This is a genomic window from Aquimarina pacifica (genome assembly GCF_000520955.1).
Lineage (GTDB): Bacteria > Bacteroidota > Bacteroidia > Flavobacteriales > Flavobacteriaceae > Aquimarina > Aquimarina pacifica.
In genome coordinates, this window is the sequence record NZ_JACC01000006.1 from 181,771 (window position 1) to 196,463 (window position 14,693).

A 14,693-nucleotide genomic window follows, 5' to 3' on the forward strand; every position below is an offset into this window, starting at 1 on the left:
GAGATTGAGATTTCCTTGTCAATTCTCAGTAATTTGAGTTATAAGAATATTGCCAAAGACTTGTTTATTGCTGAAAACACCGTGTCTAAACACGCTTCTAATATCTTTAAAAAAACAGGGGTAAAAAATAGGCTAGAATTTTTACAGCGATTTAGAAAAAAAGCCGATAGAAAAGGACATAGTCTCTAAAGCGTCATCTATACTAGATTACAGTATTTTCCGCATAAATATACGGGGTATTACGTAATTAAATACGGTGTGTTTTCTTTGTATTATTACTTTGTAAAATTATCTTCCCAAAAGTTCCCTAAAATGCAGTAATGAGCCACAAATTTTATGAAGTGAGGCAATGATTATCAACATTTTGCAGAACTATAAAAACATTAATTCAACCTTATCAGCTAAATCCCATTCTTATGATTTCCAACATTAAAGTACCTGCTTATGAATTAACAATTATTATCAAAGGATCTGCTGAAGGAATTGGATAAAATAAAAAATCATACTATTCAAGATGAAATAAAATTCTTTAAAGAGACCAGTTATAACAAATAATCCATACAGTTTATAAAGTAATGGCAATTACAGAAAATCATGGATTTTAGCACTTTCCATTATTTTTTTGCTTGTCATGATCAAAATTTCAAAAGATTAGTCAGCGATCAAAGCATTTAATATGGTGTTTCAAAATCATCATCGCAGTTAATTTTTATATCATATTCTTCTTTGCTAATGTGTCCTTTCACTTCCCATAATTGTTCAATAGTAAGATTTCCGTTCAAATCAAATTGTCGTTTATCAAGCTGCACAAGTCCTATAGAACCTCTGTACCATCGAATTTGTCCAATAAGAATATCCTTTCCATTGATAGGGTCATTAATAATGACTACATATAAGTTTTCTTTTCTAACTAAATCATAATGTTCTATCAAAGTATCAGTATATACAAAATCACCTTGATTCATACCTAAATGATCTAAATCTTCTCCAGATACTTCGAAACAAAAACCACTTTGAATCTCATCAATAGTAATTCTATGTAAAAATTGATCTAAATACAATTCATCAAAGTAATTGTCTATGTAACTTTCAAAATCTATCTTTGAAACCACAGTTGTGTTGCCACTTTTATCCTTTTGATGTTCATTACGTTGTTCTACCAGATAATCTCTAATGACTGCTCTAGCCTTTGTTTTTTCAAGCTCTTCCTTTAATTTTAAATTTTCCACTTTTATATTGGCATAGTCTCCCAACAACAGCCGGAACCTTTCCTCTGCAGAGATAGGTCTTGGGAAAAAGTCCTTTGGCAATTCTAAATAAGCTATTATTTTTTTTTGATGAGACAGTTTTATCACTTCTTGGCTATATAAAATGTAAACTCCTTGTCTTGTCAAATTTAATTCCTCAGCTAATTTATTTATACCTCCTTTTTTATTGATGCTATTCTTTTTTACGTATGCTTTTAGCAGCTTTCCGTGATGATTTGAGTATATCTGATATAATAATTCTTCCATAATATAAATCTACTATTGGACAAATTTGTCTCAACAAAGTTACAAAATGTAAATAAAAATACTTTACATTTGTTGAAGAAATTTTCTTGCAAGAAGAAAAATATGTTCTTAAAAAGACAAATTTTTGTTTGGAATACAGGTTTTATAATCAAATTGGGGATGGTTTTATAACAGAATTTCTGAATCCCTGTATTTTCTATAAATTATTTGTCAATATAATTGGTTTACATAAATATAAAAATTAAAACTTATGAAAGACTATAAGTATTGTATTAAGGAAAAATTGGCAGAGCTACCTGTAGCAAAATACAGGGCTACTAAAGAAAAGATCATCATGGGGTTAAAAAAAACAGCAAGGACTTTTAATCGCTATTGTAATTTACTGGCAGATGACCACGCAGATATCCCTGCTCAGGATCTAGATATGATTGCATCTCATTTGGAATGTACTGCGGATGAACTGAAAAACTATAAAGTAAACAAATCTACAGTTATGTATAAAATTAAGCGGAGATCGAGAAAAGTGGTATAATCTTTATACACTTCTATTTTTTGACATACAGCGTATGTATGCCTACCTATTGCGCTGTTATTGATCTACTATGCATACTACCATTTCTATTAAAGAAATTCTAGTAGTATTTCACATCACCATCACTATTAACTTACTAAAGCACTCTAATAGAGCGTATTCCTATTTCTTGTTAAACAAGTGCCGGGTATGTATTGTCTTTTTTGAATGTATTTTAAAAAGAGCTAAGATCACTTAAAAGGTTACTTATGATTACCAAACAACATATTTTAAAGAAAACCCATTACGGGCTAAAGATATTTGCCTATATCTTACAACAATATTATCCAAAAGAAACAGTACTTCGAGTAAGTGGAAACAAATGCAAACCAACCTACAATCCTTTTGCTGTTCATCATAGAAAAAGCTTACAAATAACAGTAATAAATAATACTGCTGTTTATCAGGGTTTGGAAAACAAAGATTTCAACGGCGATGTATTTGATTTTGCACAGCTATATTTTAAAGAAGACACTGAAACAGAACTGTTAATTAAGATCAATGACATTATGCACTTGAATTTAGAAACAAAACGATCCACCTATGAACTTAGACAAGAAGATATTCAGAATTTTCTGGATGGTATACCAGATACCGAATGGGAACCACGGTTTAGTTATTTTTCTAAAAACCTGTATAATCTTGCTCCCACAAAAACTATTGGTTTATTAGAGGTCTACCAGATGCTTACGAACACCTCCCGTAAGCATCATACTGCACATTTACGCAAACTCTCTTCAGAAAAAGAACAAAAAGACTACAAGAAAAAACATTTTGACTATGTAACTTTTTCTGGAGTGTTTACAAAACGAAACAACAATTGCCTTCGTACACATTCTAAACTGTTAACGATCGATATTGATGGAATCCCAAACAAACAGGAATTAACAGATATTAGAAAGACGCTACTAAAAGACCCTTGTCTTCCTTCTCAACTGTTATTTATATCCCCCAGGGGAAATGGTCTGAAATGGATTATTAAAATCTCATTGGATGAATTTTCACATACTGAATACTTTCGGTCAGTAATAAACTATCTAAAGGAAACCTATAACATCCAGGTGGATGCATCCGGAAGTGACATAAGCAGGGGATGTCTTTTACCATATGACCCTGATCCTTATATCCATCCAAAATACAAAGCTGATGCCAAAATTTGATCCACAAAAATATTTAAAAAAAACACCTGATCGTCAGGATGAAAAAACGAATACATCAAAAACACAAACAAACCCACTATCGCATGATGACTATAACAAAGTAAAAGAAGTAGTCTCTCAATTAGAAACTTTGGGAATTGATATTACTGCAAGTTATGACAACTGGATTAAAATTGGATTTGCCTTTGCAGATGCTTTTGGAAGTATGGGAGAAGCACTTTTTCATAGTGTGAGTAGTAATTATCCAGAGTATGATGCAGAAAGTTGCAGAAAACAATACCAAAAATGTTTAGATAGTACAAATTCAGGAGCTACCTTAGGTACATTTTTTCATTTGGCAAAAGAAGCTGGGGTAACTCCTTCATCACACAAACAAAAGGTGTATACATTAGCCACATCTCAAAGGGCTTCGGTAGCGCAGGAAGAACCGGAAGAAGAGCAAATAACACAAGAACAAGAACCTTCTTTACCCGTCATACCTTCGTCCGTTTACAAGCTATTGCCCAAATTTTTAGAAGAAGTAACCAAATGTGCAGCAAGGGATCAGGAACGGGATTTATTGTTGTTGGGAAGCCTAACAGTAATGAGCAGCTGCTTACCAAACGTATACGGGATGTATGATCAAAATATTGTATATCCTAATCTATTCCTATTTGTTACTGCCCCAGCTTCTTCTGGAAAAGGAAGAATCAATCTTTGCAGAAAATTAGTGTATCCCATTCATAAACAAAAAAGGGACGCTACAAATTCTCAAAAAGTGCAATACGAAGTAGAACTGTCCGAATACTACGATCTCAAGAAAACCCAAAAAGGAAGTACACCTCAAAAACCGGAAGAGCCCAGAGATCAAATGTTGTTTCTTCCGGCTAATAACAGTGCAACAGGAGCTTTTGAACTATTGGCAAATAACGATGGTAAAGGACTGATCTTTGAAACTGAAGGAGACACCCTTGCGCAAGCCTTTAAAAGCGAACACGGCAATTATAGTGATGGATTTAGAAAAGCCTTCCACCACGAAGAAATTAGTTACTATAGGCGTACAGCAAGTGAATATGTAGATATTAAAAGTCCTCAGTTATCCGCTGTACTTTCTGGCACACCAGATCAAGTATTGTCTTTAATGCCGGATTCAGAAAATGGACTATTCAGTAGGTTTATATTTTACAAAATGCAACGGCAAAAACAATGGAAAAATGTATTTGCCAATACCAGCAAGGAATCACTGGATAGCATCTTTGATGAGCTGGGCGATCAATATTTGAAATATTACCAAATACTGGAAGGTTTTGGCAGTGGAATAAAGATTAATTTACGAGAGCACCAAATTGAACAGTTCAATGCTTTCTTTAGCAAAGAATATGACAAATTCCTGTTTTTACAAAAAACAGGTTTAGAAGCTTCCTTGTTTCGATTAGGGCTTATCTGCTATCGTATGGCAATGATCTTTACTATTATTCGATCATTGGAAAACAACTCACTTACTAATATTTTACATTGCCAGGATATCGATATGGAAAACGCTATTACCATTGTGGAAAGTTTGCTTAACCACACTCAAATAGTATATCGATACTTACCAGAAAAGAAACAAACATTACCAAAAATCAAAAACCTGAAAGAAAGTTTTTTAGATGAATTAACTACCTCTTTTTCTACTCAGAAGTACAAGAGTATAGCTAATAAGCTTAAAATACCGGAAAAGACTTCAGAACGCTACATAAAGCAGTTTGTTGAAAAAGGATATCTACAGCGTATTGGTCACGGGCAGTATCTTCACGGACTGAAAAAAGAAGGTTAAACTTGTATAAAGAAATTTTAGAAAACCTTAAAAACCTCAAAATAGACTAGTGAGGTTTTTAAGGTTTTTGAGGTTTTGAGTGTAACGAAGCTTATTTCTTTCAAGTATTTAGCTGTAAGATCCTACAAAAGGAGTAAAACCTCAATAACCTCAAATCCCACAGTTCCTTTTTTTGAGGTTTTGATCTTTACGGACACACCAATCAAATTATCAAAACTTAAGTCAATTCAAATTAATATACGTGTAGCTACATTATCATACTTGTAATATGCGTTGTATGGGTATGTATTAATTTATGTTAGGTATAAAATCAAGTCGGATAAGGATCATTAAACAAACAGAAGTTTAAGGGTAAGAAGCTTTTATTTATCTCCTTACGCGTACCTATATTGAATTAAAAATAAACACCCCAATCGGGATGTGTATTTCTACAAAATATGCATCCCGATTACAATTTATTTTTCAGCGATGTTTTTTAACTCAGGATACACATCCCGATTGAGAATTTAGTCTAAAATTGGAAAAGTTAATAAAAATTGGATGTTTAACGGTTTTTGGGATCAGTATTTCTATAAAATACACATCCCGATCAAGCACAGAATACACATCCCGATCGAGGTTTGTATTTTGGATAAATACAGACCCCGATTTACGCTTAATTATTTTAAAGTTTTATGAGAATTATTTCGCTACACTTCGTACCCCTTTTTAATATTTCCAAATTGATTATAATTTATCTTTTTTCAAATGGTAATGACCAAGTATTTCCTATAAGGATGACACGCAACTTTTTACTATAGCAATGACCAAGTATTTCCTATAGGGATGACACGTAACTTTTTACTATAACAATGACCAAGTATTTCCTATAGGGATGACACGCAACTTTTTACTATAACAATGACTAAGTATTTCCTATAGGAATGACACGCAACTTTTTACTATAACAATGACTAAGTATTTCCTATAGGGATGGCACATAACTTTTTACTATAGCAATGACTAAGTATTTCCTACAGCAGTGAGTTACAACTTTTCCCTATAGGAGTGAGCTACAACTTTTCCCTATAGGAGTGAGCTACAACTTTTCCCTATAGGAGTGAGCTACAACTTTTCCCTATAGGAGTGAGCTACAACTTTTCCCTATAGGAGTGAGCTACAACTTTTCCCTATAGGAGTGAGCTACAACTTTTCCCTATAGGAGTGAGCTACAACTTTTCCCTATAGGAGTGAGCTACAACTTTTCCCTATAGGAGTGAGCTACAACTTTTCCCTATAGGGAAAAGTTTCATTACGGTAATATCATAAACTAGAAAATTACTTGCAATATCCCACAAACTAAAAGCGAGCAAAAGCGACTTTTTATGTATAAAAACAACACCTAAGAAATCTAACTTTTTGCAAAATTCAATAGATCTGATTTACAATAAATCTCAAACAAGAATTTAAAGCAATTAGACGCTTTAAATAAGCTCGATTACACAAACCTTCGCTTTAGCGACTAAACCCCTTAAAAACTCTTAAAAACAGGTTTAGGCGTAAACTAGGTTACATTTACCAACCATTGTTTTATGTTAACTTACTTTCTATAAATCAAGTGAATAATTACCTAGAATTTATCTGAAAATTATTTTACGTCCCTTTTTTACTACAGTTTTAGTGCAGTTAATTTATAGGGGGTATAAATTGGTAAGTTCTTCTAATAAAGGGAAGCGAAGGAATTTGTGTTTTTTAAAGAATACGTTTACACAACGATACGTTCCGTTTACAAACGTTTAGATATTCTTTTGATTTAGAGGAAAAATGTTTTAAAGGATTTTTGCAGCAGGTTATGTTGCTCCATTAAATGAAAGCATAATTGGATTACAATCTAAATAGATGAAAGTTCAATTTACTATCTTCATTTTTTTACTATTTTGTAATATAGAAACCGAAAAAGAATCCAGAATTTCGGTAATATACTCCTTATGATTGACAGTATCTGCATATTTTGATCTTAACATATATAATTTGCTTGGAGATTCATCATCTCTATCTTTGATATCCAAAAAACCTCCTGAAATATTATTTTCAAAAACACAATTATCAAAAATTAAGGTATCATTAGCTACCTTAAGAGTTGTTCCTTTTTTAAGTTATTATCCCTAAAGAAACAATTTTCAAAAACAATGTTACCACTTCGTTCAGAGCTAATGATATTTCCATTATACTCGGTGTTATTTTCAACCACTTTACAATCATAGAAATAACAATTGTTTGAATTTTTAAGAAAAATACCTTCTCTAGAGCAATTAGTCATTATAGTGTTTTCCACTATTATATTTTTTGAATTTTACAGTTCAATACCTGTCTGTCCACTTCCATTTAGAAGGCAAGAATTTACTTTAGAACCCTTACTTTCAGCAAAAGAAATTACAGGTGCACTGCAAGTATATTCTTCTGCATTATGATAAGATTCTATATTTTCTAATAGAATATTATAACAATTTTTAAATTCAATAACGCTAGAATGATCTTGATCTGTAGTAACTTTCACTTTGCCCAAGCCCATGATTGATAAGCTATTGACATCATATATAAAAAGTTGACTATTACTGTTCCTATTTTCATCGTTGGGCTCTTCAATAGATCTGATTTGATTATCCACAATTCCTTCTTCAGCTGTGCGTCTTCTGTAATCATTTACTGTAGATAAATTTTATTCTCCGGGTCTTAAATAAATTGTGGTATGATCATCAATACTATCTAGTAACTCCTGAACAGAAGAAATCACTATTACATTACGATCTTCGTTTTCAAGATCAAATCGTATTCCTAATTCTTCTGGGAGATTTTCCTTTGGATTAAAGTTTTCTAATTCTATTTCTTCTTTTGGAAGAAAGGTGAAATCTTTGTTTTCGTTATTGGTAAATATATCTTTATCCAGATACCATTTCTTATCTCTACGTTTGAATAATGCAGAACGTTTCCATTGATGCACAAGATTATGAGTGGTTTTAATTGAAAACCCTTCTTTAATAAATTCAACATCAATGGAATCACTTTGGATAGCAATATACGTGTTTCCCGTCTCTTTGATAAAGCCTGCGTCTTTGTATTTTATAAAAACATAACACTTTACATTAGAATCATCATTACCAACCAATATAACGGCATCTTCAGCTATTCCATTATTATCTAAATCTCCGTATTTAAGGAGTAAGATATTATTATAATTAAAATATGATTGTTGTTTGTACCAATCATTAAGTTCTGATTTACCAGAAGCAAGGGTTAAAATAGTTTGTAAATTTCCTGTGAGAGAATCATATAACTTGGCTTCAATTACTTGACTTTTATTTAAGACCTCGAGAGTTCTTAATTTACCGTTTTTGTAAAAGGATTTTTTTTCTAACCTTTTTGTGTCTTTTTCAACTGGTTCTGGATTAGTTGATGTTTTATCAGTTTTACAGCTTATAAAAAACAATAGACAACTTAGAAAAATAGTAAAAAGAATCCTTTCATTTAGAGATTTTTAAAAATCTTCATTGATTACTGTAATATTCGATAAATCATTAATTTCTTCAAACTTGCCTGTCTTACGATTGACTCGCCATACCTTATAAACTTTGGTCATTATTCCTGCCTCTTCATACTCAGCTAAAGCTAGTAACTCTGGTGCTCTCTCATTATTCACTAAAACATCTGAAAAAATATCAATATCTTTATTAGGAAACTTCTTAAATATATCAGTTTCTTTATCTACTTCTAATACATCAACAATTTTACAAGGAGAACTTTTATCTTCATATGACTGTTTTAATATTAGGTATGTACTGTAGTTTTTTTCTTCTCCTTTTTTCCCACTAATTCTAGTAATACCAAACGTTTTTCCATCTACAATATGTTCATTATTAAAAGTACTTCCAATTAAAAAACCACCAGGTATATAATAACCCTCAGACCTAGCTAAATTATGTGCATCATCACACCTTTGACCAACAAGCTTTTCTCTTAGAGTTTTAGCTTTTTGTTGCCCTAGTGTCTGCGGGATAATCGAATCTATTGCTTCAGAATCAGCTAAATTATTTATTGTTTGCTTATTGTCCGTTTTACAACTACTTGTAAGAAAAATAAATACTATATATGTTAAATAATATTTCATAATATCAAGAATTATTACCATTTACTACTAGGTGTTACACCATCTTGTTTTTTACTAGTTTCAGTACCACTTATATCGAGATTAATATAATCTTTAAATTTTTCATAGGGTTGCACTCCTTTCCATTTGATATACGTATTATAATGCAAATGATTCCTCTTTTTACCTTGATAGGAGTTTCCTGTAGAACCTGTATACCCAATGATTTGACCTTTCTTTACCTTTACGTAATTATCAGCTTCAAATTGATTAGTTATAGAAGATATTAAACCCACATCAATTTCGTTATTATCAATCTTTAAGATACCATTGCTATAATGTATCTTAAACACCTCTTGTTTACCTGTTATTGGGTCTATTATAATTGTATCTGGGTCTTTCCATTCTTTTGAGGATAGAAAATCTTTATAATTTAACCAACCGTGATTAGGTAGAATAGTCTTTTTCTTTTTGTTATAAAAACGAAAACGAGTTTTTTCAAACTGCATTAGGTGTATATAATTAAAGCGGATGTGTTCTTCCTTATACTGTCCTTCTAATTTTATTTTAAACCCAGAAGAAGATTTTGTGATTTGATGCATAGTAATTTTACCTTCTACAGATGCATATACTGGTGTGCCCACAGGTGCATAAATGTCTAATCCATTATGTTCACCGCTACCACGCTGTGGTTTTCCGTATTTTTTAGCTTCATCACTTAATAAGTGGTCTACATCTTTATGTAATTTCATAGATGCATAAGGATTCCACCCCAATATTTTAGAGTCTTTATTGGTTTCAGATTGGCTATTATACCATCCACGTACTTGTGGATTAAGAATAGGTTCGTGCCAATCTCCATGATCTCCTGTATTTACAGATACTTCTAAAGCACCAGTCTTTTTTAAGAAAGGTTGATCAAAATCTAATTGATCACCTTCGCAGGTTACTTGTAGCCATAGATACGTACTTTTAGCTGGGATTTTTTCTATAACTTGTTCGTATCGCTCTGGATTAGTAATTAATCTATAATCAAAAGATGTCATATGTACACTTTGATCTAGTTCGCAATCATGATAAGCGTTTTCAACTTCTTTTTCCTGTGGACTTAGTTTTTCTTTCCAATCATCTTTGGCTTTATCTTCTTTTCTATGTAAAACTACTTCTACTTGAGCTTTTCCATCATTTACCGTAGCTTCTATCTCTGTTTTTTCTGATTCTTTAACTAGTAGCGAAATAGGGGTATCTTTTTCAGAGATCAATAAAGGTTTTTTCTCAAAAACTTTAAAAGTCACAGTTTTACCTTCTAAATTTTGAGCTTCTGCTGTTAGATAAACTTTACTGCCTAAATACGCAGCATCAATTTTTTGGTAATAGATGATGGTTTTTGTGTCTTTTTCTTTTCCCTTTGGTTTCTCCTCTTCTTTTTTTACTGGTATAGTAAGTATTGTTTTTTTAGGAATAAGCTTTGTCCATACAGTATCCGGATTGGCTTTCATAATTTGAGTATAGGGTACTCTCGTTTTTTTAGCAATTTTAGCTAAATCATCTCCTTTTACTACGGTATATTCCGTTGGTTCTTTAGGTGTTTCTTTTTTAGGTTTTGGTTTAGGCTTTTCCTCTCCCTTTTGCACTTCCTTCTTCCGTTCTTCAGCAAAGTATGCAGTAATGATCTTTTCATCTGGATTAAGATCAAGATAGGTAGCGTATTTGTCTTTACAGTTTTCTATGGGTTCACCACTATTAACCACCACATATAAATCCAATCCGGGTTTATTTTCATCTTTTTGTTGTAGTCCATACTCCGTTTTCTTTTTTACAGGAAACTGTTTTAACGTCTTACGACCAGTAATTTTGATACTATTAGCTCCCCAATCCAGTTTATCATCTTCGCCTCCTTTATCATAGTCTAAAACATCAAGATTAAGGTCTTTACCATCTAACCCTAACGTCTCAACTTGTAAAAAGACATCTTGATCGTAGCCCGTGTACTTTATCTTTTGTTCTTTGGCATTTACCCAATTGATGGATAATACTTCTGGTTTGGCAATGACAGCAGTATCTACCTGACAAGGTTTATGAAATGAATTCATTCCAATATGTGCTTCAACTTTGACTTTTTTACCGTCTAACCATTTAGAAAATTTAATTTCAAGCTTATCCTCTGTGGGAGTAATCTTAGAGTATAAAATAAATTCTTTATTTTTCTTGTTGCCGTTATAGATATCAATAGTTCTTTCTTCTTTATCAGTTTTATCTATACCAAGTATCCGGATGCGGTTTTCTTTTTTACCATCAATATAAACACTCCATCGAATTTTCTTTTTATAGGCTTCATCGGGAGTCCCTCCATCATATGTTGCTATGGAATAGGTGGCAATTTCTCCTGCTTTAATTTCTTTTGGTCCTGTAACGCTAGCAACTACTATTTTTTCTTTTGATTTTAATCCAGGCTTATCAACAGCATTGGTAACAAACGTATTAAAGTTAGGAGCTACGCCACGATCATTTTTTCTGTCTTGCATACGTTGATATCGCTCCGCAAATTTAGATTTCATCACAGCCTTATTTTTCTGGACGGCTTCACTTTCGTAATTGCTTATTTTTTCCGCTTCTTGACTCATTCCTTTGTTACATTTTTTAACATTCTATTTGCTATCTATCTAACGTCAACCATCCTAAAACACGATCATTATCAATATAGTATTTTTTTTCTTCATATTTTAATCCTAATCGCTCTCTGCTTTCTCCAAAAGGTCCCGGATTTTGTTGGATTATGGTAACGCTATCTTTAGTTACTTCTGCAATGATCGTTACATGTCCATATGAATTCCAGAAACTTCTACTAAAAACAACAATGTCATTAACCTTTGGTTCTACAGAAGCTCCATTATGATATTGCAATAAATCCCTTTGCTTGTTTAAAGCACCGTTTTTTAATGCAGTATTAAAAAAGTCTTTTGCATTACCATAGGTATCTGGCATTTTATGATCTAAGTGTTCATAATAATATCTTTTCACAAACTCAACACATTGGTAGTTAATCCCTAAGTTATATCCATCTGGAGCAAGGTTTCTTCCTTCAGTATGTGATACTCCTCCATTATAATACACCTTTACATGATTGAGACTATCGATCACTTGTCCCACTTGATACTTGGTGTTAAAGTTCACTTTTTTGACCATCTTAATACCTAGAAATATCAAAACTAAAACCCCAAATACTATTAGTATTTTATACTTCATTCTAAGGGTATTATTTGATATGGCTTACTTTCGGCTATAGAAAACCAATCGATTTTTATAGTTACCTTATCTTGCTTTAGAAAGGGGTATCCTTTTTTACCTGTATCAGCATAAAACCAATATGCTGCATCTTCATCACTAAACCTAAACTCTAGATTCTTATACAAACTAGCTTGATCCTTATCGGTATAACATAGGTTTTTAAGAATAATCTTGTTTTTATACTTGCCAGAAAACAAAAGCTTTCCCTCTGGGTTGCTTATCGTATCTTTTTTGTCAATGATTTCTAATTTACCACTAAAGTTAACAAGAGGGTATGTATAGGAGAACTTAATAGTAAGATCCTTACTTTGCTGCTGTGTAGCATTGCAATCAGAAGCTTGTACATTTTGATATGCTAAGTGTTCATCTTTATGAATCTCAAATTCCGGATTAAAAGTCATCTCTGTAAAAAGTGAAGACAAAAGCCAAAGTACAACAGCGAAAATTCCGGTTATTAGCCCTATTATTTTTATCTTTTTTTTCATTGTGCTACAGGTTCTGCATCTTTAGTAAACAAATATAAATTTCTTGGTAAACCATCAGGAGTGTATCCTGCCTTTACCGGGCCATAAGCTCCTTGGGGATTCCATATCACTTCATCCCAGCCTCCTGATGATCTATAAGCCCTAACCCAATCTTTTGGATTTAGTGGATTATGAGCATCTTCGTCTTCATAATATTCATATTGAGCTTTATAAATTTCATCGCCATTATCTTTCCAGGTATCTGCATAATTTGATCGTACAAGGTAGGTATATACTTTAATATCCAAATGATTCGCAATGTCTTGTGCAAGACTTTCTTGAGGTTTTGCTTGTTCAAAAGGTGTAGGTACTTCTTCAATTCTTATGGCTTTGGCAATGAGACCAGAGTTCTTATCATCGTAGAAACGTTGCGCTTCAGCTCTTGTTTCAAAAAACTTGGTTGTAGTAATTAAGGATCTTGGATTTATAGGATAGTACTCCACATTATAGCCAGGACCAACAAACGATCTTGCTGTACTATTATTTCCAGATCGACAAGCAAAAGAATATAACTCCGCATCAGCAGCAAAAGCTTCTTTTTGTAATAGAGGAACATGGGTTTTGTTAAACTCTTGGTCTACATTATTTATTTCCACGGGTACTATTGGCCAACCTAATCCAAAAGTAAAGCGACTTGGCATACCATGAGAGAAAATTTTAAGTGTCCCTATCTGTACAATATCATTATCGTCATTAGGAAGTTCCCTATCATTTATACTCGCATCAATAGTTTTGGTATTGATATAATCAATCATTTTCTGACGGGTGTCAATTTCTATAATATCAGTCTTATCATTAAAATTTAAAATTGCTTCTTTAAATGCACCAATTTGTTCACTAGAGTAATCGTCAGGATAATACAAAACGGTAAGGTATTTTTGATCTGGATAATTTACCTTTACTTCTCTAACGGTTTGCGCCATAAACATTAGTTTGTTACCAAATGTTTCGGATTCTTTTTCTGTTCCTGTAATGAGAAGAATTTCTTTTGCTAAAACCGGTGTAAGTACTTGAATTATGACACTAACTGATGGATCAGGCTCTTCTAAAAAAGGCATGACATACACCTTTTCTCCAGCTAGGTTCTTGTCAAATGATATTTTTTTTGAAACATTACCCTGATCATCTATATATCCTTGCTTTTCGAAGTACTGTATTTCTCCTCCTTCTTTTTTCCAAGCCCATTCTACTTTTTCTTTATCTGCATTACTTAAGTCTTTATTAAACTCAGCAACACTAAAAACGTACTCTTTACCAATTATCACTTCTTTACTCATTCTCCTTCTTTATTTTCTTCAACAATAAAAGGACCATGTACTCCAACGACTAATTTTGCTTCTTCTAGAGGAGCGAGTGGTGGAATATTTGTTGGTGTATCTTTTTGCGCAGGATCTTCTATGGTAATAGGTATCCCACCTGTAGCGCACATTATTGTAGAACTTTCCAGTAATGCTTTTTTTCCATCAATGGTAATTCCTATAGCAGTATTTTGCCATTGAACCGGTGCGATTACTCCTGCACAAGGAGGAGGATTGTTACTGAATTTTGTGCAGTTACCTTGGAACATTAGGTTTGGTTTTCCCTTATCCGCTTCAGTAGCCCATAGCTTATCCTGTAACTTAATTTGATTAGAGGTAACCACTAGTTTTCCCTCTGGTTTGGTACACAATGAGCATTTAATCTTAGCTCCGTCAATTACATATTTTTCTGCCATA

14 protein-coding genes are annotated in these 14,693 nt (G+C 32.6%); 4 read left to right on the forward strand and 10 right to left on the reverse strand.

What is annotated here, in order from left to right; translation table 11 throughout:
• Positions 1-33 precede the first annotated feature (33 nt).
• Positions 34-189, forward strand: coding sequence for a response regulator transcription factor (locus DZ60_RS25550; RefSeq protein ID WP_241448715.1), 156 nt, complete (start codon positions 34-36; stop codon positions 187-189).
• A gap of 482 nt (positions 190-671) precedes the next feature.
• Here DZ60_RS25550 and DZ60_RS0104390 read toward each other — a convergent pair whose 3' ends face one another.
• Positions 672-1,514, reverse strand: coding sequence for a hypothetical protein (locus DZ60_RS0104390; RefSeq protein ID WP_025740795.1), 843 nt, complete (start codon positions 1,512-1,514; stop codon positions 672-674).
• Positions 1,515-1,764: 250 nt separating this feature from the next.
• On the opposite strand from DZ60_RS0104390, the gene DZ60_RS0104395 reads away from it, so the two are divergent.
• The 3 genes from DZ60_RS0104395 to DZ60_RS0104405 all read left to right on the forward strand — a co-directional run bounded on the left by DZ60_RS0104395 (position 1,765) and on the right by DZ60_RS0104405 (position 5,043).
• On the forward strand, positions 1,765-2,046 hold the full coding sequence (locus tag DZ60_RS0104395; RefSeq protein WP_025740796.1) for a hypothetical protein: 282 nt from the start codon (positions 1,765-1,767) through the stop codon (positions 2,044-2,046).
• 248 nt (positions 2,047-2,294) lie between these two features.
• Positions 2,295-3,245: a BT4734/BF3469 family protein gene (locus DZ60_RS24010; RefSeq protein ID WP_051336292.1), complete on the forward strand. Its 951-nt coding sequence runs from the start codon at positions 2,295-2,297 to the stop codon at positions 3,243-3,245.
• Positions 3,232-5,043 carry a DUF3987 domain-containing protein gene (locus DZ60_RS0104405; protein WP_025740799.1) on the forward strand — a complete coding sequence of 604 codons (1,812 nt, stop codon included), beginning with the start codon at positions 3,232-3,234 and terminating at the stop codon, positions 5,041-5,043. Before DZ60_RS24010 ends, DZ60_RS0104405 begins: the two co-directional genes overlap by 14 nt.
• Before the next feature lie 2,107 nt (positions 5,044-7,150).
• Here the strand turns inward: DZ60_RS0104405 and DZ60_RS25725 are convergent.
• From DZ60_RS25725 to DZ60_RS22490, 9 genes are read right to left on the reverse strand one after another with little or no spacing between them, the layout of a single operon-like run.
• A complete protein-coding gene (locus tag DZ60_RS25725; RefSeq protein ID WP_394332003.1) occupies positions 7,151-7,363 on the reverse strand; it encodes a hypothetical protein in 213 nt (70 codons plus the stop codon).
• Between the two features lie 12 nt (positions 7,364-7,375).
• Complete coding sequence (locus tag DZ60_RS22485; protein ID WP_025740801.1) at positions 7,376-7,690, reverse strand: hypothetical protein; 315 nt, start codon at positions 7,688-7,690, stop codon at positions 7,376-7,378.
• Between the two features lie 51 nt (positions 7,691-7,741).
• On the reverse strand, positions 7,742-8,509 hold the full coding sequence (locus tag DZ60_RS0104420) for a hypothetical protein (RefSeq protein ID WP_025740802.1): 768 nt from the start codon (positions 8,507-8,509) through the stop codon (positions 7,742-7,744).
• A gap of 48 nt (positions 8,510-8,557) precedes the next feature.
• Complete coding sequence (locus DZ60_RS0104425; RefSeq protein WP_152537362.1) at positions 8,558-9,187, reverse strand: hypothetical protein; 630 nt, start codon at positions 9,185-9,187, stop codon at positions 8,558-8,560.
• A gap of 14 nt (positions 9,188-9,201) precedes the next feature.
• A complete protein-coding gene (locus DZ60_RS0104430) occupies positions 9,202-11,790 on the reverse strand; it encodes a LysM peptidoglycan-binding domain-containing protein (RefSeq protein ID WP_025740805.1) in 2,589 nt (862 codons plus the stop codon).
• 31 nt (positions 11,791-11,821) lie between these two features.
• Positions 11,822-12,412: a CHAP domain-containing protein gene (locus DZ60_RS0104435; protein ID WP_025740806.1), complete on the reverse strand. Its 591-nt coding sequence runs from the start codon at positions 12,410-12,412 to the stop codon at positions 11,822-11,824.
• Positions 12,409-12,939 carry a hypothetical protein gene (locus tag DZ60_RS0104440; protein ID WP_025740808.1) on the reverse strand — a complete coding sequence of 177 codons (531 nt, stop codon included), beginning with the start codon at positions 12,937-12,939 and terminating at the stop codon, positions 12,409-12,411. Before DZ60_RS0104440 ends, DZ60_RS0104435 begins: the two co-directional genes overlap by 4 nt.
• Complete coding sequence (locus tag DZ60_RS0104445) at positions 12,936-14,255, reverse strand: hypothetical protein (RefSeq protein ID WP_025740810.1); 1,320 nt, start codon at positions 14,253-14,255, stop codon at positions 12,936-12,938. Before DZ60_RS0104445 ends, DZ60_RS0104440 begins: the two co-directional genes overlap by 4 nt.
• Positions 14,252-14,692 (reverse strand): DUF4280 domain-containing protein, encoded by a 441-nt coding sequence (locus DZ60_RS22490; RefSeq protein ID WP_025740811.1) that lies wholly within the window; start codon positions 14,690-14,692, stop codon positions 14,252-14,254. The genes DZ60_RS0104445 and DZ60_RS22490 overlap by 4 nt, the downstream gene beginning before the upstream one ends.
• Position 14,693: the final 1 nt, after the last annotated feature.

Bases quoted from the DNA above. Each gene is read 5' to 3' on its own strand.
- DZ60_RS0104390 (WP_025740795.1), bottom strand. From the start codon at position 1,514: ATGGAAGAATTATTATATCAGATATACTCAAATCATCACGGAAAGCTG.
- DZ60_RS0104395 (WP_025740796.1), top strand. From the start codon at position 1,765: ATGAAAGACTATAAGTATTGTATTAAGGAAAAATTGGCAGAGCTACCT.
- DZ60_RS24010 (WP_051336292.1), top strand. From the start codon at position 2,295: ATGATTACCAAACAACATATTTTAAAGAAAACCCATTACGGGCTAAAG.
- DZ60_RS0104405 (WP_025740799.1), top strand. From the start codon at position 3,232: ATGCCAAAATTTGATCCACAAAAATATTTAAAAAAAACACCTGATCGT.
- DZ60_RS0104425 (WP_152537362.1), bottom strand. From the start codon at position 9,187: ATGAAATATTATTTAACATATATAGTATTTATTTTTCTTACAAGTAGT.
- DZ60_RS0104430 (WP_025740805.1), bottom strand. From the start codon at position 11,790: ATGAGTCAAGAAGCGGAAAAAATAAGCAATTACGAAAGTGAAGCCGTC.
- DZ60_RS0104435 (WP_025740806.1), bottom strand. From the start codon at position 12,412: ATGAAGTATAAAATACTAATAGTATTTGGGGTTTTAGTTTTGATATTT.
- DZ60_RS0104440 (WP_025740808.1), bottom strand. From the start codon at position 12,939: ATGAAAAAAAAGATAAAAATAATAGGGCTAATAACCGGAATTTTCGCT.
- DZ60_RS0104445 (WP_025740810.1), bottom strand. From the start codon at position 14,255: ATGAGTAAAGAAGTGATAATTGGTAAAGAGTACGTTTTTAGTGTTGCT.
- DZ60_RS22490 (WP_025740811.1), bottom strand. From the start codon at position 14,692: ATGGCAGAAAAATATGTAATTGACGGAGCTAAGATTAAATGCTCATTG.